Source organism: Amycolatopsis samaneae (assembly GCF_039541975.1).
In the GTDB taxonomy this organism is placed as follows: domain Bacteria; phylum Actinomycetota; class Actinomycetes; order Mycobacteriales; family Pseudonocardiaceae; genus Amycolatopsis; species Amycolatopsis samaneae.
Genome location: NZ_BAABHG010000014.1, coordinates 80,065 through 105,111, shown reverse-complemented (window position 1 = coordinate 105,111; position 25,047 = coordinate 80,065). Strand labels below are relative to the sequence as shown.

At 70.1% G+C, this 25,047-nt stretch carries 22 protein-coding genes; 16 read left to right on the top strand and 6 right to left on the bottom strand.

All coding sequences use genetic code 11. The annotated features are described in order from the left end of the window. From ABD987_RS32375 to ABD987_RS32355, 5 genes are all read right to left on the bottom strand, one after another. Positions 1-1,059 carry a hypothetical protein gene (locus tag ABD987_RS32375; RefSeq protein WP_345402770.1) on the bottom strand — a complete coding sequence of 353 codons (1,059 nt, stop codon included), beginning with the start codon at positions 1,057-1,059 and terminating at the stop codon, positions 1-3. Then, complete coding sequence (locus tag ABD987_RS32370) at positions 1,056-2,381, bottom strand: hypothetical protein (RefSeq protein ID WP_345402768.1); 1,326 nt, start codon at positions 2,379-2,381, stop codon at positions 1,056-1,058. Before ABD987_RS32370 ends, ABD987_RS32375 begins: the two co-directional genes overlap by 4 nt. A 78-nt stretch (positions 2,382-2,459) precedes the next feature. Then, entirely contained in the window at positions 2,460-3,254 is a 795-nt protein-coding gene (locus ABD987_RS32365) for an NYN domain-containing protein (RefSeq protein ID WP_345402766.1), read from the bottom strand. Positions 3,255-3,402: 148 nt separating this feature from the next. Next, positions 3,403-4,272, bottom strand: coding sequence for an alpha/beta fold hydrolase (locus tag ABD987_RS32360; protein ID WP_345402763.1), 870 nt, complete (start codon positions 4,270-4,272; stop codon positions 3,403-3,405). Beyond that, on the bottom strand, positions 4,269-4,907 hold the full coding sequence (locus ABD987_RS32355; RefSeq protein ID WP_345402760.1) for a TetR/AcrR family transcriptional regulator: 639 nt from the start codon (positions 4,905-4,907) through the stop codon (positions 4,269-4,271). Before ABD987_RS32355 ends, ABD987_RS32360 begins: the two co-directional genes overlap by 4 nt. 352 nt (positions 4,908-5,259) lie before the next feature. Here ABD987_RS32355 and ABD987_RS32350 point away from each other — a divergent pair, with 352 nt between their 5' ends. From ABD987_RS32350 to ABD987_RS32290, 13 genes are all read left to right on the top strand, one after another. Next, positions 5,260-6,654, top strand: a complete 1,395-nt coding sequence (locus ABD987_RS32350) for an alanine racemase (protein WP_345402756.1) — start codon at positions 5,260-5,262, stop codon at positions 6,652-6,654. A 29-nt stretch (positions 6,655-6,683) separates the two neighbouring features. Further along, positions 6,684-7,661, top strand: a complete 978-nt coding sequence (locus tag ABD987_RS32345) for an ornithine cyclodeaminase (RefSeq protein WP_345402753.1) — start codon at positions 6,684-6,686, stop codon at positions 7,659-7,661. A gap of 22 nt (positions 7,662-7,683) precedes the next feature. Beyond that, complete coding sequence (hisC, locus tag ABD987_RS32340; protein WP_345402750.1) at positions 7,684-8,820, top strand: histidinol-phosphate transaminase; 1,137 nt, start codon at positions 7,684-7,686, stop codon at positions 8,818-8,820. Further along, entirely contained in the window at positions 8,817-9,887 is a 1,071-nt protein-coding gene (locus ABD987_RS32335) for a PLP-dependent cysteine synthase family protein (RefSeq protein ID WP_345402747.1), read from the top strand. The genes hisC and ABD987_RS32335 overlap by 4 nt, the downstream gene beginning before the upstream one ends. Before the next feature lie 83 nt (positions 9,888-9,970). After that, positions 9,971-11,707 carry an ABC transporter ATP-binding protein gene (locus ABD987_RS32330; RefSeq protein WP_345402744.1) on the top strand — a complete coding sequence of 579 codons (1,737 nt, stop codon included), beginning with the start codon at positions 9,971-9,973 and terminating at the stop codon, positions 11,705-11,707. After that, positions 11,704-13,524, top strand: coding sequence for an ABC transporter ATP-binding protein (locus ABD987_RS32325; RefSeq protein ID WP_345402741.1), 1,821 nt, complete (start codon positions 11,704-11,706; stop codon positions 13,522-13,524). Before ABD987_RS32330 ends, ABD987_RS32325 begins: the two co-directional genes overlap by 4 nt. A gap of 73 nt (positions 13,525-13,597) precedes the next feature. Beyond that, positions 13,598-14,620, top strand: a complete 1,023-nt coding sequence (locus ABD987_RS32320; RefSeq protein WP_345402738.1) for an ABC transporter substrate-binding protein — start codon at positions 13,598-13,600, stop codon at positions 14,618-14,620. Positions 14,621-14,639: 19 nt separating this feature from the next. Then, the gene (locus ABD987_RS32315; RefSeq protein WP_345402735.1) at positions 14,640-15,731 is read left to right on the top strand and encodes a FecCD family ABC transporter permease; all 1,092 of its coding nucleotides are present in this window, start codon (positions 14,640-14,642) and stop codon (positions 15,729-15,731) included. Further along, positions 15,731-16,543, top strand: coding sequence for an ABC transporter ATP-binding protein (locus ABD987_RS32310; protein WP_345402732.1), 813 nt, complete (start codon positions 15,731-15,733; stop codon positions 16,541-16,543). Before ABD987_RS32315 ends, ABD987_RS32310 begins: the two co-directional genes overlap by 1 nt. Positions 16,544-17,115: 572 nt before the next feature. After that, on the top strand, positions 17,116-18,648 hold the full coding sequence (locus tag ABD987_RS32305) for a sugar transferase (protein ID WP_345402729.1): 1,533 nt from the start codon (positions 17,116-17,118) through the stop codon (positions 18,646-18,648). Between the two features lie 159 nt (positions 18,649-18,807). After that, complete coding sequence (locus tag ABD987_RS32300; RefSeq protein WP_345402726.1) at positions 18,808-19,422, top strand: malonic semialdehyde reductase; 615 nt, start codon at positions 18,808-18,810, stop codon at positions 19,420-19,422. A gap of 117 nt (positions 19,423-19,539) precedes the next feature. Continuing rightward, the gene (gene thrS / locus ABD987_RS32295) at positions 19,540-21,567 is read left to right on the top strand and encodes a threonine--tRNA ligase (protein WP_345402723.1); all 2,028 of its coding nucleotides are present in this window, start codon (positions 19,540-19,542) and stop codon (positions 21,565-21,567) included. Then, positions 21,564-22,100, top strand: coding sequence for an HIT family protein (locus tag ABD987_RS32290; protein ID WP_345402720.1), 537 nt, complete (start codon positions 21,564-21,566; stop codon positions 22,098-22,100). Before thrS ends, ABD987_RS32290 begins: the two co-directional genes overlap by 4 nt. 122 nt (positions 22,101-22,222) lie before the next feature. Here ABD987_RS32290 and ABD987_RS32285 read toward each other — a convergent pair whose 3' ends face one another. Further along, complete coding sequence (locus ABD987_RS32285; RefSeq protein WP_345402717.1) at positions 22,223-22,771, bottom strand: YceI family protein; 549 nt, start codon at positions 22,769-22,771, stop codon at positions 22,223-22,225. A gap of 102 nt (positions 22,772-22,873) precedes the next feature. On the opposite strand from ABD987_RS32285, the gene ABD987_RS32280 reads away from it, so the two are divergent. The 3 genes from ABD987_RS32280 to ABD987_RS32270 all read left to right on the top strand — a co-directional run bounded on the left by ABD987_RS32280 (position 22,874) and on the right by ABD987_RS32270 (position 25,035). Continuing rightward, the gene (locus tag ABD987_RS32280) at positions 22,874-23,404 is read left to right on the top strand and encodes a MarR family winged helix-turn-helix transcriptional regulator (protein WP_345402714.1); all 531 of its coding nucleotides are present in this window, start codon (positions 22,874-22,876) and stop codon (positions 23,402-23,404) included. 99 nt (positions 23,405-23,503) lie between these two features. Then, positions 23,504-24,130: a phosphatidylinositol phosphate synthase gene (gene pgsA / locus ABD987_RS32275; protein ID WP_345402711.1), complete on the top strand. Its 627-nt coding sequence runs from the start codon at positions 23,504-23,506 to the stop codon at positions 24,128-24,130. Then, positions 24,127-25,035, top strand: coding sequence for a phosphatidylinositol mannoside acyltransferase (locus ABD987_RS32270; protein WP_345402708.1), 909 nt, complete (start codon positions 24,127-24,129; stop codon positions 25,033-25,035). Before pgsA ends, ABD987_RS32270 begins: the two co-directional genes overlap by 4 nt. Positions 25,036-25,047: the final 12 nt, after the last annotated feature.

Genomic DNA, 25,047 nt, shown 5'->3' with positions numbered 1-25,047 from the left:
TCAGAACTCCTCGTCGGCGTCTCTGGTCGCGGCCCGCTCGGCCAGGGTCCGGGCCGCCGGTGGCAGCGTCTCGCGCGCTCGCACGAGCGCGACCACCTCGGCGCGGTCCTCCGGGGTGGTCCCGGTGACGTCCGCGCTCGCCACACCCACGATGACACCGAGGGGGCCGGAAGGCGCCGCCGCGAGCCGGGCCGCGGCCTCGTCCAGCTCGGCCGCCCCGGTGAACCGTCCGTCGCCGGGATCCAGGGCGAGTTCGGCGAACGGCGTGCCGTCGTGGGTCGCGACGGCACGCAGGGACGCGTCACCGAGCGCCCCCGCGACCTCGACCTCGAGCCGGGCGGCGGCCGTGGTCGTGACGATCCGCCAGATCACCGTCTCCTCGGCGGCGTCGAGGACGCCCGGGGGCACCCGCGCCCAGTCGACGCTCGCGCGTCCTTCGGCCAGCACGCCCTCGCCGACCGCGGCGGGGCCGGAACCGGCGGCCAGCGCGTACGCGCCCTGCCCCGGGGCCACGGATTCGAGCCGCACCGCCAGTTCGGCCACGGCCTCGGCGCGGACGAGGTCGTCCTGGCCGTCGAACCAGGCCGAGAGCTGCCCGCACCGGCGCCGGACCTCCTCGGCGACCGGCCGCGCGGCGGCGAACAGGCCGGAGCCCGCCGCGAGGTCGAACAGTTCCGCCGGGGCGGCCTCGAAGCCGTCGAGCATCCCCTCGGCGACGTCCTCGACCGCGGCCGTCGCGAGGGCCGCCTCGAAGTCCAGCAGCGCCGGATCGAGCGAAGGGACTCCGAGCACCGGGCTGGCCGGCCACCAGCGCCGGGCCCACAGCAGGAGCGCGAGGGTGGCCAGCTCCGGCCGGGCCGGGACCTCGACGTGTCCTGCCCGGAGCGCGGTCACGCCGGCGTCGGCGCCGACGAGACGGGTCAGCCACGGTTCGGCCGCACCGGCGTCGCCGAGTTCGATCCGCATCGACGACACCGAGGCGGTGAGCAGATCGGCCAGCGCGAAGCGGACGAGGCCGCCGTCCGCGGCGATGACCGGGGTGTGCACCGGATGCGTCACGAGACGGCCTCCAGCCGCGGCGGACCGGCCACGAGCGCGCGCCGCACCTTCGTCCGCAGATCGAGCGAGGTCGAACGGACGACCCCGGTGAGCAGATCGCGGACCTCGGCCGCGGTGGCCGGGACCTCGCCAGTGACGTCGAAGCCGTGCAACCGGACCCACAGCCTGCCGAGGAACCGCTTGGCGAACTCGCGCAGTTCCCGCAGGATCTCGGCGTCCGGCCACGGGGTGAGCGGGGTGACACCGGCCAGCGCCCGGCGTGCGTGCAGCACGTATCCCTCCCGCGCGACCTGGGCGTTGAGCCGCCGCGCGAATTCGGGGACCTCGCCGGGCGCCGCGCCGTCGAGGGGGCGGAGCGCGGGCGCGAGGACGACACCGAGCACGAAACAGGTTGCCAGCACGGGAAGTCCGAGCCCGAATCCGGCGCTGGTGCGGCTGAGCTCGTCATCGACCAGGTCGGCGACGGGACCGCGGTCGGGGGCGGGCAGGCGGCGCAGCGTCGCGCGTACCCGCCGTTCGACGCTCCGTTCCAGAAGCTCGGTGCCGGTTTCGTCTCGCCGGCGCAGCGGGGGCACGGTGGTGCGTTCCCCGCGCTGAAGGCCGAGATCGGGCGTGGGCAGGCCGGACACGGCGCGGACGGCCATGGCGAGAACGGCGGCGCCCTCGGGCCGGCGCAGTCCGAGGCCGAAGGCGTGCCCGGCGCCGGAGCCGGCGAGTGCCTGCCAGGTCGCGTCGGTGAGGCCGTCGACGGCCGCACCGAGCAGCGCGACGAAGTCCTCCGAACCCGGTTCGGTGCCGGGCTCGTGGTGCCAGCGGCGGCGCAGTTCGGCGGTCAGCTCCGCGGTCACCCGGGGATCGGCCAGGTATCCGCGCAGCTGGTCGACGCCGGTCGCGCCCTCCTCGCCGTGCGTTTCGCGCAACGCGGCCGCGGCTCGCTCCGGCGCTTCGGGGCCGGGCATACCGAAGCCGGTCGCGAGTTCGTAGGCCAGGGGGAAACACACGTCCTGGACGTTTCCCGTCGTGATGCGCAGGGCCCGGCGCTGCCGCTTCAGGTGGGTGAACCAGGCCGCGGTGGCGCGCAGCCGGGCAGCGTCGGCCAGCAGCGACTCGGTCAGTTCCGTCGCGGCGGCCGGATCCAGCAGCGGGCGGCCCAGCCGGGGACGTGCCGCCGTGCGGATCACCAGCGGGTCGATGATCTTCTTCACCGTGCGGGTCAGCGGTCCGCCGTCGCCCGACGACAGGACCTCGACTCCCGGAATCCGCTGCCAGGCCTGCGCGAGAACGGCCGACCGCAACCGAGTCCGCCCCAGGCCCGTAGTCATCGTGCTCCCTCGCTCCGACTGCACCCTAGCCTGTCGCCGCGCCGGAAGGCGACGGTTCCCCGTGCCTGCTCTATCGGTTCACGGGGCCGCTTTGGCGTCGCGATCCGGTTTGCGGCGCCGGTCGCGCACGTAGATCGTCGCCGGCTTTCCCTCGCCGGGGATGCGGCGGTCGACGTCGAACAACGTGGTCGCGGTGATCAGGTCGCTGAGCTTGGAGTAGCCGTAGGTGCGGGAGTCGAAGTCCGGGCGCTGCTTGGTGATGATGCTGCCGACCGCGGACAGCGGGGCCCAGCCGTCGTCGTCGGACGCGGCTTCGGCGGCGTTGCGCAGCAGGGCGACCAGTGCCGCGTCGCCCTTGAGCTGCACGCTGGAGATGACCGCCTTCGACGGCAGAGCCGTCTCCGTCGCCGTCGCGGCGTTCTCGGCGTAGGTGAGGTTCTCGACGTAGATGAACTTGTCGCAGGCGGCGACGAAGGGCTTGGGTGTCTTACGTTCGCCGAAGCCGTACACGGTGAGCCCGGACTCGCGCAGCCGCGCCGCCAGGCGGGTGAAGTCGGAGTCGCTGGAGACGATGCAGAACCCGTCGAAGCGCTGGGAGTACAGGAGGTCCATCGCGTCGATGACCATCGCGGCGTCGGTGGCGTTCTTGCCGGTGGTGTACGCGAACTGCTGGATGGGCTGGATCGACTGGGCCAGCAGCTGGTCCTTCCACCCCTTCAGGCTGGTGCCGGTCCAGTCCCCGTAGGCCCGTTTGACGTGTGCGGTGCCGTACTTGGCCACCTCGGCGAGCAGGGCTTCGGTGATCGAGGGCTGCGCGTTGTCGGCGTCGATGAGCACCGCCAGCTTCGCGGTGTTGTCGCTGGTCGCGGCCATTCGCTACCTCCTTCGTCCCGGACGCCGGCCTGCCGGGCGGCTCGGGGCGACGATCTTCCGACCGCCGAAAGGTACCGGACACCGCGTGCCGCGGGCTTGAACCCGGCACCGGGTGTCCTCGCCGGGCGGGCACGAAGCCGGCGACGCGTCATCGGAGCACCCGCAGCAAGGGGGCCGGATCCTGGGCGAGGAACAGGTGCCCGGCACCGGCGACAGTCTCGAAAACGGAACCCGGGATCCTTTCGTGTGCCCGCCGGGCGACCTCGATCGGAACGTTCCCGTCGGCGCTTCCGTGCAGAAACACCGTGGGCACCGTGATCGATTCGAGCGGTTCCGGCAGTTCGCGGTCGTAGCGACGGAGGTCGGTCACGGCCGCCGCGGTGCCCTGTGTCCTGGCCTCGTGGCCGTCGAGGTCGGAGTTCTTCTTCGCGACCGGGTCGTTCATGACGGCCTGGTCGGCCACCGGCCACGCCGAAACGGAGTTCCGCCGGGCATGGGCGAAGACGCCGGTTCCGGCCAGCATGGCGCCCGCGAGCCCGGGTGCCCACCGTGCCGCCGCGTAGAGCGCGCTGACCAGGTGGATTCTCCGGCGCAGGGTCTTTCGGGGTGTGCCGGGGATCATCGCGCAGACGAGCACGAGTCGTTCCACGCGCGCGGGGAACCGCGCCGCCAGCGCGAGCGCGTAGCCGCCTCCGCCGGAGAAGCCGAGGAGCGTGGCCTTGTCGGCGCCCAGGTGATCGAGGATGGCCAGCGCGTCGTCGTCCCAGTCGTGAAATCCCGGGTCCGGCGACGCTGTTCCGGCCAGGGGTGAGGTTCGCCCGTACCCGGGCCGATCCGGGAATATCAGCCGCCAACCGGCCGCGGCGGCGGGCTCGTGCAGGGGGATCCCCTGGTAGCGGCTACCGGGCGTGCCGTGGGCGGCGATGGCGAACCGCCCGTTCGGGTCGCCGTACTCGCACCAGGTGATACGACGGCCGGCGGCGTCGAAGATCGCGTGGGTCTCGGGAAGGGCGCTCACGAGCGCGTCCCAGGGGCGCAGGTCGCACGAATTCCGCTCAACAGCAGGGAAATCCCCGTCTCGAAGCGCCGGTCGTAGTCGTGATGGTCGACGAAAACCGAGGCGGCGCGCCGCTCATCGGGCGTCGTCACCTCCTCGAAGGCACCGCGCCCGAGCCTGATCGAGACGTGGCCGGTGACGAAGTCGTGCAGCGTCGCGTATGCGTACACGGCTTCTTCCTCACCGTGCCCCGCGTCCCGCAGCGCACGGACTATCCGGTGCGCGACGTCATCGGCGCCCGGGGCTTCGAGGGCGCGTTGCCGGTGTGCTTCCAGTACCAGCGGATGACGCATCAGCAGGTCACGCAACGCACGGGCGAAGGTACGGCAGACCTCCTGCCAGCCCGTCGGCCAGTCGACGGCCTTGATGGCCTCACCCACCAGGGCCGCCACCAGGTCACGGCGCAGCGCGTCGATGCCGCCGGTGGTCCGGTGCACCGACATCGGCGAGGTTCCCAGCCGTTCGGCGACAGCACGCAACGACACCGCGTCGAGCCCGCCGTCGTCCGCGAGCTGTGCGGCGACCTCGAGGATCCGTGCTTCACTCGCCGCCTTCGGCCGTCCTGACCGTGTGCCGCGTCCCGGCTCGGGTGTCATGCCCCGACCGTATCGATACGCGTAACGAAATGCAACGGCGGCCCCTCTGGTTCCGCTGCTCGCCGATGTCGCGTGGTCGTCCCAGCTGACCGTCCTACTTGGACACGAGACCCTACTGGTAATGATAATCGTTGTCATTATAGGGTTGACCGCGGCGCGATCGGTGGATCGGTCGCGGCGGCCGGGATGAGCCTCGTGGTCCCGGTCCGGCCGGAGCGAGCGATGTCTTGGTGGGGGTGTGACCGTGGGGTCGACGACGGAGCTGGTCCCGGGCTCGCGATCGCGGATCCGGATGACTCCATCCGGACTATTGCAAACGATTATCAATTCCAGGTACAAAGGTCAGGTGCCCATGTCGAGCCAAGAGCAGGGGGCTCTGGTGTCCGGGGTCCGCCCCTTCGCGTTCACCGCCCTGCAACATCCCATCGTCACCACGCTCCTGGACCAGCACCGGGACCTGCTGGCCGACCTTCTGGACGGCCTGGGGTCACCACTGCACGTCGTGCTGCCGGAGATCTTCGAGGAGAACATCACCGGCCTCCGGCAGGCGTTCGCCGACGCGGGCGCCGAGGTCGACATCCTGTTCGCCGAGAAGGCGAACAAGGCCGCCTGCTACGTCTCCTCGGCCGCCGCCCTCGGCGCCGGAGCCGACGTCGCCAGCACCGCCGAACTGGTCAAGGCCCTGGCGGGCGGAGTGCCAGGGCACCGGATCGGTGTCTCCGGCCCGGAAAAGGACGACACCCTGCACGCGCTGGCCGTCCAGCACAACTGCGTCGTCGCCGTCGACTCCATCAGTGAACTCCGCAGGCTGGCCGCGACCGCGCGGCTCGCGCACCGGCGGGTGCGGGTGCTGTTGCGGTCCCGAGTGGACAGTCAACCGGGCAGCCGCTTCGGCATGGCCGACACCGAGCGCGACGCTGCCGTCGGCCTGTGCCTGGAACTCGCGGAACACGTGCGTTTCCAGGGTTTTTCCTTTCACCTGAACGGTTATTCCCCGGAGGAACGCGCGACCGCGGCGAACGAGATGATCGAGCACTGCCTCGAGGCCCGGCGGCGTGGCGCGCGGTCGGTCGACCTGGTCGACATCGGGGGCGGGCTGCCGATGCGCTACGTCGATCCGCCGCTCTGGGAGGAGTTCCTCCGGCAGAACGAGCCCGCCCACTACCACGGGACCAAGGCCTCCAGGGGTTTTTCCTTTTATCCGTACGGAGGGCCTCCGCCCGCCCAGGCGGCGCGCACGCTGATGGGGCACCCGGTGGACGGGGACGAGAGCCTGTCCGCGAAGGCGGCCCGCACCGGCATCCGTTTCCTCGCGGAGCCCGGCCGGTCCCTGTTGGACCAGGCCGGATTCACCGTGTACCGCGTGCAGCAGGTCGAGGACCGGCGGGACACCGACGGGTACGCGATCGTCACCGTCGCGGGCACCAGCCTCAGTCTCTGCGAGCAGTGGTTCAACACCGACTACCTCCCGGACCCCGTGCTGATCTCCGCCGAGCCCGCCGGCGACGAACCGTTCCCGGCGTGCGTCGCGGGTTCGACCTGTCTGGAAAACGACATGGTGACCTGGCGGAAGATCGGGTTCCCCCGGCCGGTACGGCCCGGCGACCAGCTGGTCTACCTCAACACCGCCGGCTACCACATGGACTTTCTCGAATCACGGTTCCACGACACCGCACTGCCGTTGAAAGCGGTTGTCCGGCTCGGCGACGACGGGGCGTCACCGCGCTGGCGACTGGACGGAATCTGACTCTGCTTCACCGAAGGGAGACGTATCGCATGACACAGACCTACGCCGCGCCAGGGGAGCTGTGGCTGTTGCCGCAGTCGCAGCAGGAAGGACTGGACTTCGACTACCGGCAGGTGCTCGAGGTCGTCGAGCGGGCCTACCTCGCAGTGCGGGAAAACGGATCGGACAGCCCGGTGAAGACGGTCATCGAGGACCCGGACGACCACTCGCTGAGCTATTCGATGGTGGCCAGGGACGCCGCCAGCGAGACCGTGTGCTTCAAGGCCGTCTACGAGTTCGATCCGGCCCGCGGCCGGGACAGTTACCGGTTCCACTCGTTCATCTTCATCGCCGACGACGCCACCGGGGCGCCGATCGCGCTGATGGACGTGGTGAAACTCGGACCGCTGCGGTCCTCGGCCACCAGCGCGCTGTTCGCCCGCGCGGCCTGCCCCGACGCCCGCACCGCCCTGGTCGTCGGCACCGGGGTCCAGGGGCAGATGGCCCTGCCGATGCTGGTCGCGGCGCTTCCGGAACTGGAGCGACTGCGGGTGTTCGGCACCTACCCCGAGGGTTTGCGCGCCGTGCAAGACAGTGTGGACGGTCGCGAGGTCGAGATCGTGGACGACCTCCGGAAGGCCGCGGGCGAGGCGGACATCCTCATCGGCGCCTCCGGTCTGTCCGTGACCGAGGTGGTCCAGCGCGACTGGGTGAAACCGGGATCGATCTCGGTGCTGCTCGGGTACGGCGTGCACGACGTGTTCCACGGCGCGGACTACCGGATCGCCACCAACATCACCCAGATGCACGTCACCTGCGGAAAACTGCGTGCCGAGGACGGCAGCCTGCCCCCGGTGGACGCCGAACTGCCGGACATCCTGCTCGGCCGGGCGCCGGCCCGGCGCGATCCCGGTGACGTGGTCTTCGCCTACAACAGCGGCATGGCGGTCACCGACGCCGCGCTGGGCCGCTACATCGCCGATCTGGCGCTCGCGGCCGGGCGCGGGGAAAGGGTCGGCTTCTGGTGAGCACCGGCACGATCGAGGCCTCATGAACCACGTCCTCGAACCAGCGACCTCCTTGGTGCGCCGCGAGGTGGCGGGCCTGCCCGCCTACGATCCCGGCGCCGACCCCGGCGAGGTGGCCGCCCTCAGCGGCGCCGCCCGCGTGATCAAGCTTTCCAACAACGAGAGCCCGTTCGGCGCCTCTCCCGCGGTCGCCGAAGCGGTCCGTCTGCGCTTGGCGGAAAGCGTTTCCCGTTATCCCGACCCCACCGGCAAGCGGCTGGCCGAGGCCATCGGAAGGAGCCTGACCGTGCCGGCCGGGCGCGTGGTGCTCGGCAACGGTTCGGAGAACATCCTGGAGCTGGTGTGCCAGGCCGTACTCGGCCCCGGCGACCTGGTGACCACCCAGGCGCCGGGGTTCAGCCTGCACGAGATCTTCCCGCGCGTGATGGGCGCCCGGGTCGAGAAGGTCCCGGTCACCGCCGGGTTCGGGTTCGACGCGGCCGCCTGGGGTGCCGCACTGGCCGCGGGGCCGAAGCTCGTTTTCCTCGCCAACCCGTGCAACCCCACCGGTGCGATCCTCGGCGTCGGCGAACTGGAACGCGTCGTGGCCGGCACCCCGAAGTCGGCCCTGCTGGTGCTCGACGAGGCGTACCGCGAATTCGCCCGTCCCGACCCGGAGTACCCCGACGGGCTGGCGGTGCTGCGCGGACAGGACCGGCCGTGGATCGTCTTGCGCACCTTTTCCAAGGCCTACGGGCTGGCGGGCCTCCGGGTGGGATTCGGCGTCGCCTCCGACACCGCGCTGGTCGAGGCGCTGGACCGGGTCCGCACTCCCTACAACGTCAACCAGCTCGCACAGGACGCCGCCATCGCCGCGCTGGGGGACCACGCACACCTGGCGGAAACGGTGCGCCGCACCGGTCTGGAGATCGCCAGGGTCGCGGATCGGTTGCGTGACAAGGGATTCCGCGTGGCGCCGTCCTCCGCCAACTTTCTGTTCATCGATACGGGCCACCGCGCCGACCGGGTGACCCGGGAGTTGCACCGCACCGGGATCATCGTCAAGGCGTGGCGAGAGCCCGGGTACGAGAACTTCATCCGAGCCTCCCTGTCGACCCCGGAAGACAACGATGTCTTCGTGCGGCGTCTGACGGAGATCTGCGCGAAGGGAAAACGATGATCAAGGACAGAGTGTCCGACCTGATCGGGCGGACACCCCTGCTCAGGCTGGCGGTGGCGGACGGGGCCGCCACCGTCCTGCTGAAGCTGGAGCAGTTCAATCCCACCGGCACCGCCAAGATCCGGATGGCCAGGAACATGGTGGACGAGGCCGAGAACCAGGGGTTGCTCCCGCCCGGCGGGTGGCTGGTCGAGGCGACCTCTGGCAACACCGGCCTCGGACTGGCGCTCATCGCCGCCGAACGTGGCTACCGGTTCACCGCCGTGGTGGACAACCACTCCAGTGTGGACAAACTGCGGGGAATGCTCGCCTACGGCGCCGAGTTGTTCAACATCGCCGGAGACGCGGAAGGACTGGCCACCGCCGAACGCTACGAGGCGGCTCGCAAGCTCGCGGCCGAACAGGGCGCGTACCTGACCGCGCAGGACAGCAATCCGGGGAATCCCAACGGCTACCGGCCACTCGCCCGCGAGTTGCACGACGACCTGGGCGAGGACATCCACTACCTGTACGGGGCGGTCGGCACCGGTGGATCGCTCTGCGGCGCCGGTCGCGCCCTGCGGGAGCGCATCCCGGACCTGAAGATCATCGGCGTCGAGCCGATGGGCTCGGTCAACTTCGGCGGGGAGGAGGCCCCCTATCACCAGTCGGGCACCGGAACGCCGGAGGTCTCGGAAATCTGCGAGGTCCTCGACCACGACCTGATCGACGAGGGGATCAAGGTCAGCGACGCGGAGGCCTTCGAGACCTGTCGTTACCTGGCAAGGAACTTCGGCGTTCTGATCGGCGGGTCGGCGGGCGGCGTGGTCTACAAGGCCTTGGAACGCGCGCAAAGCGTGGGGCCCGAGACCACGATCGTCGTGCTGGTGTGCGACGGCGGTGAACGTTATCTGGACACCGTGTTCAACGACGAATGGATGGCGGAAAACGGTTTGTCCGACGCGCGCGTCGTCGACCGGCTCGCCTCGATGTTGCGGCACGCCCCGGACGGCGGAATCGGGAAATCCACCGAAGAATCCCGTTTGTTCGCCGCGCTGCCTGCCTGTCAACCGAGTGCCAGGAGCTGAACACCATCGTTTCGGGCAAAACCTCCCACCCCGAAGAGCGTGCCGAGGTTTGTCCGTAGGCGATATTCTGTGGAGGTGCGGCCGTGTGGTCGACAATCAAGTTGTTCGTGAGCCCGCGTCCGCGGGCCTGGGTGGAGATGGCCGGCCTTGTCCTGCTGACGTTGCTGGTGACGGCGACGTATGTCGGTCAGGGCCTGGTGATCGCGGAACTGTTGTTCCGGGTGTTCTCCTCGGTCGATGCCGGTGCGCTGCTGGTGTCCTTGACCGTGATCGGCGTGTTGCAGCTGGCCAGGGTCCTGCTGGTCGTGGTGCGGGACTGGTGGGCGCCACGGGTGTCGGCGCGGGTGAAGGAGGCGGTGCGTGAAGGACTGACCCTGAAACTGATGGAGATCGGGCCCGGCCAGGCACAGCGGATGCGTACCGGTGATCTGCAGTCGACGCTGGTGGATTCGGTGGAACTGCTCGACCCGCTGCTGGGGCGGTTCGTCCCCACGGCGGCGGCGTCCGTGCTCGGGTCCTGTCTCGCTTCGGTGTACGTGATCGCGGTCGATCCGGTGGTGGGCCTCGTCGTGCTCGTGTGCGCGCTGCTGGCCCCGCTGTCCAAGTTGTTCGGGGAAAAGGCGATCCGGGAACGGGGAAGCCGCTGGATGGTGTCCTACCGGGGCATGTACTCCGAGAGCCTGGACGCCGTGCAGGGAATGGGGACGCTCAAGGCGTTCAATGCCAGTGGCAGGCGCGGCCGGGAGCTGATGGAGCGCGGTGAGCGGTTCTGCCGGGACTCCATCGGCCTGATGGTGGCGTGGTGCGGTACCTCGAGCGTCGCGGCGTTGATGGTGCCGATCGGCACGACGGCCGCGGTGGCACTGGGTTCCTGGCACGCGGCCACCGGCGTGGTGAGTGTCGCGGGACTGTTCACGATCCTGATGCTGACCCGCGAGACCTTCCGGCCCATGCAGGAGCTGGAGGCCGCCTATCACGCGGCGTACCACGCCATCCCGGCCGGCCAGGCGATCGCCGAGGTCCTGCGCCTGGAACCGCGGGTGCCCGACGCCGCGACCACGACACCCGTCCTGCGGCAGAATCCTCCCGGTCTGGAGTTCCGCGATCTCCGGTTCTGTTACCCGACCCGGAGTGTGCCCGCGCTGGACGGGTTCGGCCTGACCGTGGCGCCGGGGGAGCGGGTGGCCATCGTGGGCCGGTCCGGAGCGGGCAAGAGCACCCTGCTCGGGCTGCTGATGCGGTACTTCGACGTCGACGCGGGCTCCGTCCGTGTCGACGGCCGTGACATCCGCGAGTTCCCGCTGGCCGACCTGCGCTCGCTGGTCGGTGTCGTGGCACAGGACACGTACCTGTTCCACGGCACGGTCCGGGAGAACCTGCTGCTCGCGAAGCCAGGGGCGACCGACGAGGAGATCGGCCGCGCGGTGTCGGCCGCGCAGGCGTCCGGCTTCATCGCTCGGCTGCCCCAGGGCTTCGACACGGTGGTCGGGGAACGCGGCCTGAAACTGTCCGGCGGGGAGCGGCAGCGCATCGCGATCGCCCGCGCCCTGCTCAAGGACGCTCCCGTGCTCGTCCTCGACGAGCCGACGTCGAGCATCGACGCCGCCAACGAGGCGGAGATCACCCAGGCGCTCGGGGCGCTGACCCGCGGCCGGACGACGATCGTCATCGCGCACCGGCTGTCCACGGTGCGCGACGCCGACCGGATCGTGGTGATGGATTCCGGCCGGGTGGCCGAGTTCGGCAGCCACCCGGATCTGGTGGCGCGCAAGGGCCTCTACGCCGAACTCGTCGCGACCCAGACTGGAGTGCCGGCATGACCACCCCCACCCACGCCCACGGGCACGGCCACAGTCACGGCCACGGGATCGCGCCGGTGTCCGGCCGGTCGCTGGTCACCCGGCTGCGGAGCCTGATGCCGCTGCTGGGCGAGCACCGACGGCTGATCGTGGTGGCCTACCTGGCCGGCGTGCTGCACCAGCTGCTCCTGCTCACCTCGTCCGGGATCGGCGCGTACGTGGTGGCGCGGGCGGCCGGGGGCGCCTCGCTGGACCAGCTCACCGGCTGGCTGATCGCGCTCGGCTGCCTGATCGTGCCGCTGGTCGTCATGAGCGTCGCCGACAGCACCTCCGCCCATGTCGCCGCCTTCCGCGCGCTGGCCGACACCCGGGCCAAGGTGTTCGCGGCCTTCGAACGGCTCTCGCCCGGGTACATGCTCGAACGGCGGTCCGGCGACCTCGGCTCGGCCGCCGTCTCCGACGTGGAGCAGATCGAGCTGTTCTTCGCCCATACGCTCAGCCCGCTGGCCGTCGCGTCGACCGTTCCGGTGGCCACCACGGTCGCACTGTGCTGGTTCGACTGGAGGCTCGCCTGCGTTCTGGTGCCGGTCCTGCTGCTGCTCGCCTCGGTCCCGGCATGGTTGCGGCGCCAGGCCGAACTACACGGACACGAACTGCGCGACTCCCTCGGCCGGATGAGCGCCGACAGCACCGACACCTTCCAGGGCCTGCGCGAGCTGGTGAACTTCGGCGCGCACGCCCAGCGGCTCGGACTGCTGCGCGGGCAGGGCGCCCGGCTGGCCAAGGCGAAGTCCGGGCACGGACGACGCGGCGGCATCGAGTACGTCGCCACGGATACCATCGCCCTCCTGGGCATACTCGCGGTGCTCGTCCTCGGCGCGCGGCTCGTCATCGCGGGCGACCTCGACCGCTCCCTCTTCCCGGTCGCCGTCGTGCTCGCCGCGATGGCGATGCTGCCGGTGCTGAAGGTGACCGAGGTCGCGCGCGAGTTGTCCATGGTGGCGTCCTCGGCCGACCGCATCACCACGCTGCTCGACACGCCCGCCCCGGTCTCGGACCTGGTCAGCCGGGCACCGGCGGGCCCGGTCGTGCCGCACGTCCGCTTCGACGACGTGACCTTTTCCTATCGGGGCGACCAGCGGCCCGCCGTGCGCGAGGTCGGGTTCGAGATCCGTCCCGGCGAAACCGTCGCGCTGGTGGGCCGCTCCGGTGCGGGCAAGTCGACCTGCGCCAACCTGCTGCTGAGGTTCTGGGACGTCACCGCCGGATCGGTTTCCGTGGGCGGGCACGACGTCCGCGACTTCCCGCAGGAGGATCTGCGCCGCCTCATGACGCTGGTGCCGCAGGACACCTTCCTGTTCAACACCAGCCTGCGCGACAACATCCGGCTCGGCCGCGCCGACGCCTCCGACGACGAGGTCGAGGCCGCCGCGCGGGCCGCGCAGGCCCACGAGTTCATCGCCGCGCTGCCGGAGGGATACGACACCGTCGCGGGCGAACTCGGCGCGCTGATGTCCGGCGGGCAACGGCAACGGATCGCGATCGCCCGTGCCCTGCTGAAGGACGCGCCGATCCTCGTCATGGACGAGGCGGTGTCGAATCTCGACGCCGCCAGCGAGCAGGCGGTCGGCCAGGCGATGGAGGAAGCCCGGCACGGCCGCACCACGCTGGTCATCGCCCACCGGCTCTCCACCATCAGGACCGCCGACCGGATCGTCGTGATCGTCGACGGGCACGTCGCCGAAACCGGGACCCACGAAGAACTCCTCGCCGCGGGCGGCGCCTACGTCGAACTACTCGCCTCGCAACTCGAAGGATTCGTCGAACGGGCTTCCTGACCGGCGCGCGAGTTGATCTTTCGGCCGCCGAAAACCCTTCTACCACCAGGGACGGACTACCAATCTCGTGTTCATGAAAAAAACGATCAATATCATGTGTGTCGCCGTCGTGGCGGCGGCCTCGCTCGCGGGCTGCGCGGGCGGGCCCGCCGATCCCGGCGCGTCGAAGACGGCCACGGGTGCGGGCACCACGGCCTATCCGTTCACCCTGAAGAACTGCGGTACCGACGTGACCTACCAGGCCGCGCCACAGCGAGTCGTCACCCTGAACCAGACCGCCGCGGAGATTCTCATTCACCTGGGGGTGGGTGACCGGATCGTCGGATCGGGCTACGAGGTCTACCAGGTGCCGGACGAGATCGCGGGGCCGTACAAGAAGATCCCTATCCTGTCCGGGCGCGGGCAGGAGATCAAGCACGAGAAGCTGCTGGAGGCCCAGCCGGACTTCGTCTACAGCTCGTTCGGGAGTTTTTTCACCGCGGCGAGTGCCGGTGATCGGGCGGAACTGCACAAGCTGGGCGTGCCGACCTACCTGACCGAGTTCGACTGCACCGAGCACGTCAGCGTGCCGGGCGCGAACTTCCCGATGATGTACGAGGAGTACCGCAGGCTGGCGAAGATCTTCGACGTGCCGGCCGCGGGAGAGAAGCTGGCGGCCGAGCAGCAGGCCATGATCGACAAGGCACTCGCCGGCTACCGGAAGCGGGACAAGCCGCTGAAGGTGATGTGGTTCTACTCCACCTACTCGGGCACTCCGTGGGCCGCCGGTCCCGGCGGTCTGCCGCAGAACATCTCCGACCTCCTCGGGATCGAGAACATTTTCGCCGACGTGTCGACGAAAATGGCCGAGGTGAGCTGGGACACGGTCGCCGCCCGCGATCCCGACGTCATCATCCTGGCCGATCTGACCAGGGGCGAACCCAACGACACCGCGCGGGAAAAGATCGACCTGCTCAAGAAGGATCCCCTGACCAGCAAGCTCGGCGCGGTGACGGCCGATCGGTTCATCACCGTCCCCGGCGCCCAGATGGATCCCGGCTACGGCAGCGCGTATCTGGTTCCCGCGCTCGTCGAAGCCCTGAACAAGCTCCGATGAACGGCCTGTTGTCATGTCGATGAGTGCAAAGAGGACGGTCGGGCGCGCCGGGAACCCGGGCACCGGCGGCGAGAGCGCCCCGGCGCGTGCGCGGCGCGCCTCGACCGTGGCGCTGTTCATCGTGGCCGCGGCGGCGCTGCTGGTGTCGGTGGTCGCGGCGTCCCTGGTGGGGAGCGCGAACGTCGGCCCCCTCGACGTCGTCTCCACGATCCTGCGGCATGTCGGCCTGGGCGGGATCGCCCCCGCCCCGCCGCTGCCGAAGCTGCTGGACGCCCTGATCTGGGAGTCGCGCTTCCCGCGGGTGCTGCTGGCCGCCGCCGTCGGCACGGCGCTGGCGGTCTCCGGCGCGGTGCTGCAGGCGGTCACCAGGAACTCGCTGGCCGATCCCTACCTGCTCGGCGTGTCCTCCGGCGCCTCGACCGGCGCGGTGGCCGCCCTCCTGCTGGGAATCGGCGGAAGTGTTTCCCTCTCGACAGGGGCCTTCGCCGGGGGCCTGGTCTCCTTCGCCGTGCTGCTGGTCCTGCTCGGCGGGGGCCGGGTCGCGAGTCCCTCCCGGGTGGTGCTCACCGGCGTGCTCGTGTCCCAGTTCTTCGCCGCGGTCACCTCGGTCATCCTGATGGTCAGCGGGGACGCGAACTCCACCAGAGGCTTCACCTACTGGCTCCTGGGCACGCTTTCGGGCGCCCGGTGGGAGGGGGTGACCGTCACCGCGGTGGTCATCCTGGCCGGGGTGGTGGCCATCCAGTTCTTCGCGCCCGCCCTCGACGCCTTCACCTTCGGCTGGGACTCCGCCACCGCGCTGGGGATCAACGTCCTCGCCGCCCGCGTCTGGCTCATGGTGCTGACCTCGGTCGTCACGGCGGCGGCCGTGGCGGCCTCGGGCGCGATCGGGTTCATCGGGCTGCTCGTCCCCCACGTGGTCCGCGTCCTGGCGAACCCGATGCACCGATCCCTGCTCCCGCTGTCCGCGATCGCCGGCGCCGTCTTCCTCATCTGGGTGGACACGTTCGCGCGCACCGCGTTCTCGCCGCACGAGTTGCCCGCGGGCGTCATCACCGCGTTGCTCGGGGCACCGGCCTTCGCGCTGGTCCTCAAGCGTTTGGAGTCCTGATGGGACGGATCACCGCCACCGGTCTTTCCTGGTCGGTCAAGGGACACCGGCTGCTGGACGGCATCGACCTGACGGTCCACGACGGAAAGGTCGTCGGGCTTCTCGGCCCCAACGGCTCGGGCAAGTCCACCCTGCTGCGCCTGCTCGCCGGACTGCGCCGTCCCGACACCGGAACCGTCCGGTACGACGGCACCGGCCTGCGCGACCTCGGCCGCCGGGTGCTGGCCCGGCGCCTCGCCGTGGTCGAACAGGACGTGGTGGCCCACAACCACGTCACCGTCCGCCAGATCGTGGAACTCGGCCGCACCCCCTTCCGGGGCCGCTTCGACGCGCTGACCGAGCACGATCGGCGGATCGTCGACGCGGCGCTGGAACGGGTCGACATCGCCGACAAGGAGCACCGGAGCTGGCACACCCTTTCCGGCGGGGAGAAACAGCGGACCCAGCTCGCCCGCGCCCTCGCCCAGGAGCCCCGGGAGATCCTGCTCGACGAACCCACCAACCACCTCGACATCCGCCACCAGCTCGAACTCCTCGGCCTGCTGGGAGCACTGGAGATCACCTGCGTGGTCGCCCTGCACGACCTCAACCTCGCCGCCCGCTACTGCGACCACGTCGTCTTCCTCGACCACGGGCGGGTGGTCGCCGCGGGTGCCCCCGAGACCGTCTTGACCGCGGAGCTGATCGCGTCGGTCTACCACGTCGAGGCGCTCGTCGACCGCGAACCCGCCACGGGCTTCCTCCGCGTCACCTACCTGGCCGCCGCCTCGGAAAAGGCCACCACGCAAGCGATGCGGCCCGTATCCGGGTAAGCGTCCGCCGCCGCGGCGGAGTGCGCGGTCCAGACCACTGACCCGGAGTGTCCGGCGTCCCGGCGGTGTCCGGGCGTCGCCGCGTGACTCGGCCGATCGGGTGACGGTCTCCCGCGTGGCCGATCTGTGACGAAACGGTGCCGCCGTGACGGATTTCCGGGGAGTGTCACCGCGTGACCTGCGGCCGGTGCCCGCGCGCTCCGTTCCACTGTGGACGGCGGACGGTTTGATCGTCCACAATGGATGATCAACCGCCGGTTCCGCCGCCGGGTCGGTTACTCACTCGCAGTGTGTCCACGGCAAATTTTCTTGTTACTTTAGGTAATTATTGCCCGGGATACGTTTTACTCCGAGTCGTCATCATCCCGTAATGTTGTCGCCGTTCTTCGTGCGGCCGACCCCCGGGATCGGGCGGAAAAATCCTTGTAACGATGCGCCGAGAGGCGCCGATACCTTGGCGAGTGTCGCTCCGCTGGCGCCCGTACGAGGATGAGAAGCGATTACCTGGCGCAATCATCCTGCTTTACGCAGAGTGCTCGCAGAGACCCTATTCCCTGGTTTCGGGAGGTCTGATGGAAGAGTCGGCGCGGCCTTCGTCCTCGGTCAGGACTTCGCCGCCGCACGTCGACCTCCAGGCTGTTCCGCATCCGGCCGAGGAGTCGGCCGCCTCCCCCGAGGTGCTCGAACCCGGCACCGCGCCGCTGTCGAGAACGACGCCCGCGGCCTGGGAAAGACGGTACTGGGCCTGGGTCGTCGGCAGTGACGTTTTCGCGGTCGCGCTCGTGATCGCCGTGAGCGCGTACATCATCGATCGGGTCGCCCCGCACGACATGCACGCGTTCGGGACCGCGGCCGCCGTCCTGTTCTCACTGCCCGTCAGCCGCGCGTGGAGCCAGCGAGTGCTGGGCGAGGGCGCGGAGGAGTACCGGACGCTGGGCCGCGGTCTCATCCTCGCCGCGGTCGCCGTCGCCTTCGGCGGGCTGCTGTTCGGGGCGCTGGAAGTACAGGTATGGGTGTTCATCGTGGTGCCCGCGATCGCGCTCGTCGCGTTCCCGCAGCGGTACGTGCTGCGCCAGGTGCTGCACCGGCGCCGCCGCCACGGCCGCTGCCTGCTGCCGGTGATGGCCGCGGGGAGCGTGGACACCCTCGCCGACCTGATCGAGCGCACCCGCCGGGAGGCCCACGTCGGCTGGCGCGTCGAGGCGGTGTGCGCCTCGGGCGCGGGCGGCGCCCCGGAGCCGGGGGAAGTCGAAGGTGTCCCCGTGGTCGGCAAGCTCGACGAACTCGCCCGGCACGTCCGCCGCGGCGGCTACCGCGTCGTCGCGATCACCGCGGACCAGTACTGGAGCCCGCAGCGGCTGCAGCGGCTCGCGTGGGACCTGGAGGGGACCTCGGCCGAGATGGTCGTCGCGCCGGTGCTGATGGAGGTGGCCGGCCCCCGGCTCAACGTCTCCGGGGTGCTCGGCATGCCGTTGCTGCGGGTCACCGCGCCGAGTTTCACCGGCGGACGGCGGGTGGTGAAGGAGATCGTCGACCGCTGCGGTTCGGCTCTGCTGCTGACGCTGCTTTCCCCGCTGCTGCTGGTGATCGCGCTGGCGGTCAAGCTCGGCGACCGCGGCCCGGTGATCTACCGGCAGCGGCGGGTCGGCCGCGACGGCGCGACGTTCACCATGCTCAAGTTCCGCACCATGGTCACCGACGCCGACCGGATCCGCGCGACGCTGGAGGCGGGCAACGAGGGCGCCGGGCCGTTGTTCAAGATGCGCCGGGACCCGAGGGTGACCCGGGTGGGCGCGATCCTGCGGCGCTACTCCCTCGACGAACTGCCCCAGCTGGTCAACGTGCTGGCCGGGCGGATGTCCCTCGTCGGCCCGCGCCCGCCGCTGCCGGAGGAGACGGAGAAGTACGCGCCGGACGCGCGGCGCCGCCTGCTGGTGAAGCCGGGGCTCACCGGGCTCTGGCAGGTGAGCGGCCGCAGCGACCTCACCTGGGCCGAGAGCATCCGGCTGGACCTGCGGTACGTCGAGGACTGGTCCCTGGCGCTGGACCTGGTGATCCTCTGGAAGACCTTCCGCGCGGTGGTGTTCGGCCACGGGGCCTACTGACACCACGCTCCGGTTCCCTCGCACGGCCGCCGTTTCCCGACCGGGACGGCGGCCGTCGCCGTTTCCCGCTGTGATCCGCGACATATCGAACCGGGCGGGAAATAGTGAAACGCTCAACTAGGTTGGGCAGGGTAACCGGCAAGCGAAAGGAACGCCCTGATGACCACGACCGAGCCGACCGAGACCGCACTCCAGCTTCCCGCGGACGTCCAGGACCTCCTGTTCCGGGAGGCGCGCACGGCGAACAACTTCAGCGACGAGCAGGTCACCGACGAACAGGTCCGCGCGATCTACGAGCTCGTCAAGTGGGCTCCGACGTCTATGAACACCCAGCCGCTGCGGGCGCTCGTGATCCGGAGCGACGAGGCGAAGCGGCGCCTGCTGCCGCTGATGGCGGAGGGTAACCGCGCCAAGACCGAGGCCGCGCCGCTGACCGTCGTGCTGGCCGCGGACGTCGACTTCCACGAGAACCTGCCCGAGCTGTTCCCGCACTTCCCCGGCGCCAAGGACGTCTTCAGCGAGGAGCCCGGCCGGGTCGAGGTCGCCAAGCTGAACACCTCGCTGCAGATCGGGTACTTCATCATCGGCGTGCGCGCCGCCGGGCTCGCCGCGGGCCCGATGACCGGGTTCGACGCCGAGGGCGTGGACAAGGAGTTCTTCGCCGACCGGCCGTGGAAGTCCCTCGTCGTGGTGAACATCGGCAAGCCCGGGGAGAACCCCTGGTTCGACCGGCTGCCGCGACTGTCCTTCGACCAGGTCGTCGAGACGCTCTGAGCTGCGGGTTGTTCCGCTCGTAATGCGGATGAGGCCGGGTACCGGCGGCAGATAACATGACGGAGATGTCAACACCGGTGTTGGCATCTCCGCATCCGCATTCACGAGGAGCCGACCGTGTCCCAGCAGCCCCCAGTTTCCGTCGTACCCGCCCAGCGCGTGGTGGTACCGGCGGGCACTACGGCCGGGGCCGCGGTCCGTGAAGCGGGGCTGCCCACCAAGGGGCCGGACACGGTCGTCGTCGTCCGTGACGCCGAGGGCAAGCTCCGCGACCTGTCCTGGGCGCCGGAAGCCGACGCCGAGGTCGAGCCGGTCGCGGCGAGCAGCGAGGACGGCCGCAGCGTCATCCGGCACTCGGCCGCGCACGTGCTCGCCCAGGCGGTGCAGCAGCAGTTCCCGTCGGCGAAGCTCGGCATCGGCCCGCCGGTGAAGGACGGGTTCTACTACGACTTCGCCGTCGACACCCCGTTCACCCCGGAGGACCTGCAGGCGCTGGAAAAGCGCATGAAGCAGATCGTCAAGGGTGCCCAGCAGTTCTCCCGGCGCGTGTTCGACTCCGTGGACGAGGCGCGCAAGGAGCTCGCCGACGAGCCGTTCAAGCTCGAACTCGTCGACCTCAAGTCCGAAGTGGACACTTCGGAGGTGATGGAGGTCGGTGAGGGCGAGCTGACCATCTACGACAACCTCGACCCGCGGACCAAGGAGAAGGTCTGGGCCGACCTGTGCCGTGGTCCGCACGTGCCGACCACGAAGTTCATCCCGGCGTTCAAACTCACCAGGGTCGCCGCGGCCTACTGGCGGGGGAGCGAGAAGAACCCGCAGCTGCAACGGATCTACGGCACCGCGTGGGAGTCGGCCGAGGCGCAGGACGCCTATCTGGAGCGGCTCGCCGAGGCCGAACGGCGCGACCACCGCAAGCTCGGTGCCGAGCTTGACCTGTTCTCCTTCCCCGAGGAGATCGGCTCCGGGCTGCCGGTGTTCCACCCCAAGGGCGGCGTCATCCGCCGCGAGCTGGAGAACTACTCGCGCCGCCGCCACGAGGAGGCCGGCTACGAGTTCGTGAACACCCCGCACATCAGCAAGGGCGAGCTGTTCCACACCTCCGGCCACCTGCCCTACTACGCGGACACCATGTTCCCGCCGGTGCAGTTCGACGAGGAGAACTACTACCTCAAGGCCATGAACTGCCCGATGCACAACCTGATCTTCCGCTCGCGCGGGCGGTCGTACCGGGAACTTCCGTTGCGGCTGTTCGAGTTCGGCACCGTCTACCGCTACGAGAAGTCGGGCGTGGTGCACGGGCTGACCCGGGTGCGCGGGCTGACCATGGACGACTCGCACATCTACTGCACCAAGGAGCAGATGCCGGGCGAGCTGCGGTCGCTGCTGAAGTTCGTGCTGGACCTGCTGGCCGACTACGGGTTGTCGGACTTCTACCTGGAGCTGTCCACCCGCGGTGACTCGGACAAGTTCATCGGCGAGGACTGGGAGTGGGAGGAGGCCACCGAGACGCTGCGGCAGGCCGCGGTCGACTCGGGTCTCGAACTGGTCCCGGACCCGGGCGGCGCGGCGTTCTACGGCCCGAAGATCTCGGTGCAGGCCAAGGACGCGATCGGCCGCACCTGGCAGATGTCGACCATCCAGCTGGACTTCAACCAGAACAAGCGGTTCGAGCTGGAGTACACCGCGCCGGACGGTTCGCGGCAGCGGCCGGTGATGATCCACCGCGCGCTGTTCGGTTCGATCGAGCGGTTCTTCGGCGTGCTCACCGAGCACTACGCGGGCGCGTTCCCGGCCTGGCTCTCCCCGGTGCAGGTGGTCGGCATCCCGATCACCGCCGACCAGGTCGAGCATCTGCAGGGTGTGGAAAAAGCCCTGCGCGCCAAGGGAATCCGCGTGCAGACCGACGCGAGTGACGACCGGATGCAGAAGAAGATCCGGACGCACACCACGCAGAAGGTGCCGTTCATGCTGCTGGCCGGCGCGAAGGACGTGGAGGCGGGCGCGGTGTCGTTCCGGTTCCGCGACGGTACCCAGGTCAACGGCGTGCCGGTGGCCGACGCGATCGAGGCGATCGACGGCTGGATCGCCCGCCGCGAGAACGTGTCGCCCTCGGCCGAGGCGCTGGAGACGATCCTTCGGTGAGCGGGGTGGACGACCCCGATCTCGTCGCGCAGGACGGTGTCGGGGTCCCGGACGCGTTGCAGCGGCTGTGGACCCCGCACCGGCTCGCGTATGTCCAAAGTGGTGTGAAGGCCGACGAGGGCTGTCCTTTTTGCACACTGCCGGGCAAGGACGACGAGACGGCGCTGATCCTGGCGCGCGGGGAACTGGTGTACGCGGTGCTGAACCTGTACCCGTACAACCCCGGGCACCTCATGGTGGTGCCCTACCGGCACATCCCGGACTACACGGACCTGACCCCGGAGGAGACCCGCGAGTTCGCGGAGTTCACCCAGCACGCGATGCGCGTGGTGCGCGCGGTCTCCGCCGCGCACGGGTTCAACATCGGGATGAACCAGGGTGTCGTCGCCGGGGCCGGGATCGCCGCGCATCTGCACCAGCACGTGGTGCCGCGCTGGGGTGGCGACGCGAACTTCATGCCGGTGGTGGGGCACACGAAGGTGCTTCCGCAACTACTCGGCCAGACCCGGGATCTCCTCGCCGCCGCCTGGTAGTTCCCGGGGTCATGCGCCCCAATGTGGCGTTCGGTGCGCTGGACGCACCGAACGCCACATTGGGTGCGCTGGACGCACCCAATGCCACATTGGGGTTTTCTCGTTAGCGGTTGGGGGTGTGCTCAGGCTTCGAGGTAGGCCTGCAGCTCGATGTCGATCTTGACCTTCTCGGAGAGGAAGGCGTTGCCCTCCGGGCCGATGCCGAAGTCGCGGCGGTTGACCGTCGCGCTGGCGGACACGCCCAGCGTGGTCGCGTTGTTGTTCGCCGGGTTGACGCCGATGCCGTTGAACTCCGCCTGCAGCGTCACCGGGACGGTCTTGCCGCGCCAGGTCAGCTCGCCGTCGAGCAGGTAGTCGTCGCCGCCCTCGGCGCGGATCCCGGTCGAGGTGAAGGTGATGGTCGGGTGCTCGGCGACGTGGAAGAAGTCCTCCGCCTTGAGGTGCTCGTCGCGGCCGTCGACGCCACTGGCGACCGAGGCGGCGTCGATCTCGACGGTCACCGACGAGCCGAGGATGTCCTCGGCGGTCACGACGGTGCCGGTGAACGCGGTGAAGTTGCCGCGCGACTTCGCCAGCCCGAGGTGCTTGACGGTGTAGGCGATGTTCGAGTGGGCGGTGTCGATCGTCCACTTCGCGGCGACGTAGCCGGGGATCTCCGTGGTGGCGCTCATCAGTTCTCCTGGTGGTTTCGGGGTTACGCTCGTGTGGTTGAGCGCTCAACCGAAGTGTAGCGATATCTGGTTGAGTCCTCAACTAGAGGTACTATGGGTGCCATGTCCGAAACTCGATGGCTCACCGCGGGGGAGCAGCAGGTCTGGCGTGAGTTCGGCCAGGCGATCGCGATGCTCCAGGCGCACCTGGAAGGCCAGCTGCAGCACGATTCGGGCATGCCCTACACCTACTACGAGGTCCTGGTCGCGCTGTCGGAGGCCCCCGGTCGCCGGCTGCGGATGAGTGAACTGGCCGACAAGCGGCGTTCGTCACGCAGCAGGTTGTCCCACGCGGTGTCCCGGCTCGAAGCGAACGGCTGGGTGCGCCGTGAGTCCTGCCCGACCGACAAGCGCGGGGCGTGGGCGGTCCTGACCAAGGAGGGGTTCGCCGCGCTGGAGGAGGCGGCGCCCGGGCACGTCGGCGCGGTCCGCGAGAGTGTCTTCGACCCGCTGACCGAGGAGCAGGTGGCCACGCTGGGCGAGATCAGCGCCGCGATCCGGCGGCAGCTTTCGCCGCGCTGCGCCGCGGCCGCGGCGGCCGAGGAGGCCGCCGAGTACGCGGGCGAGGTCGTCGAACTGCCGAAATCCGGCTAGCCCCGGCGGGTCGGGGGACGGGTACGCGGGCGGCGCCGGGCGGTGTCGATAGGCTTTCCACGCCCACCCGAACCGGCAGCCAGGTGCAATCAGAGAACGATGCTCAACATCTTCGCGCGTACGTCCGTTTCCCGCGTCACCGATCCGATCGGCAGGGCGCTGGTCCGGGCCGGGCTGACCCCGAACGCCATGACGGTCGCGGGCACCGCCTGCGCGATGGTGTGCGCGCTGGTGTTCTTCCCCGGCGACATGCTGCTGTGGGGCACGTTCACGGTGTGGGGCTTCGCCATGCTGGACCTGCTCGACGGCGCGATGGCCAGGGCCCGCGGCTACGGGACCCCGTTCGGCGCGGTGCTGGACGCCACCTGCGACCGGCTGGTCGACGGGGCGCTCTTCGCCGCGATCGCCTGGTGGTGCTTCGTCCGCGCCGGGAACGAGCGCGCCGCGGCCGCGGCGCTGATCTGCCTCGTCCTCGCGCAGGTCATCTCCTACGTCAAGGCCCGCGCCGAGGCGTCCGGCCTCGAAGCCGACGGCGGGCTGGTCGAACGGGCGGAGCGGCTGATCATCGCACTGGTCGGCACCGGCCTGCAGGGGTTCGGCGTGCCGTACGCGGTCGAGGTGTCGCTGTGGCTGCTGGCCGTCCTGTCGGTGGTGACCCTCGTGCAACGGGCCGCCGCGGTGGCCGCCGCCGCGCGGGCGGCGGGGCCGGGAGGAGCGCGACCATGACGACGCTGTCCGAGCGGCTGAGTTCCTTCGGCTACACGGCGGCCTGGCGGCTGTCGGGCTGGATGCCGCGGTCGCTCGGGTCCGCGCTGTTCTCGCTCGGCGCGGATCTGGCGGTACGGCGCGACGGTGGCGGCGTCCGGCAGCTGCGGCGCAACCTCCAGCGCGTGGTGCCGCAGGCGGACGGCAAGGAACTCGACGAGCTGACCCGCCGGGCGATGCGGTCGTACGCGCGCTACTGGCTGGAGACGTTCCGGATGCCCTCGATGGACCCCAAGGAGATCGTCCGCGGGGTCTCCCTGACCGGGGCCGAGAACATCGACGCCGCGCTCGCCGAGGGCAACGGCGTGGTGCTGGCGCTGCCGCACACCGGGAACTGGGACGCCGCCGGGGTCTGGCTCGCCGACTACGGCGGCGGGTTCACCACGGTCGTCGAGCGGCTGAAACCCGAGTCGCTGTACCGGAGGTTCGTGGCCTTCCGCGAATCGCTCGGATTCGAGATCGTGCCGCTGTCGGGGGACAGTTCGAGCATGCGGGTGCTGCTCGCCCGGCTGCGCGAGAACAAGATCATCTGCCTGGTCGGGGACAGGGACCTCACCGGCAGCGGGATCCCGGTGTCGTTCTTCGGCGAGCGCGCGAGCCTGCCCGCCGGTCCGGCCCGGCTCGCCGCGACCACCGGGGCGGCACTGGTCCCGGTCGGCTGCTGGTTCACCGAGGACGGCTGGGAGGTACGGGTGCACCCGCGGATCCGGGTGACCAACCGGGCCGAGGTGCCGGCGGCGACCCAGGCGCTCGCGGACATCTTCGCCGCCGACATCGCGGCGCACCCGGCGGACTGGCACATGCTGCAGAAGTTCTGGCCCGCCGACTTCGAGGCCGGGCAGCTCAGCGTCAGCGAAGCGAGCTGACATGGACTCCCC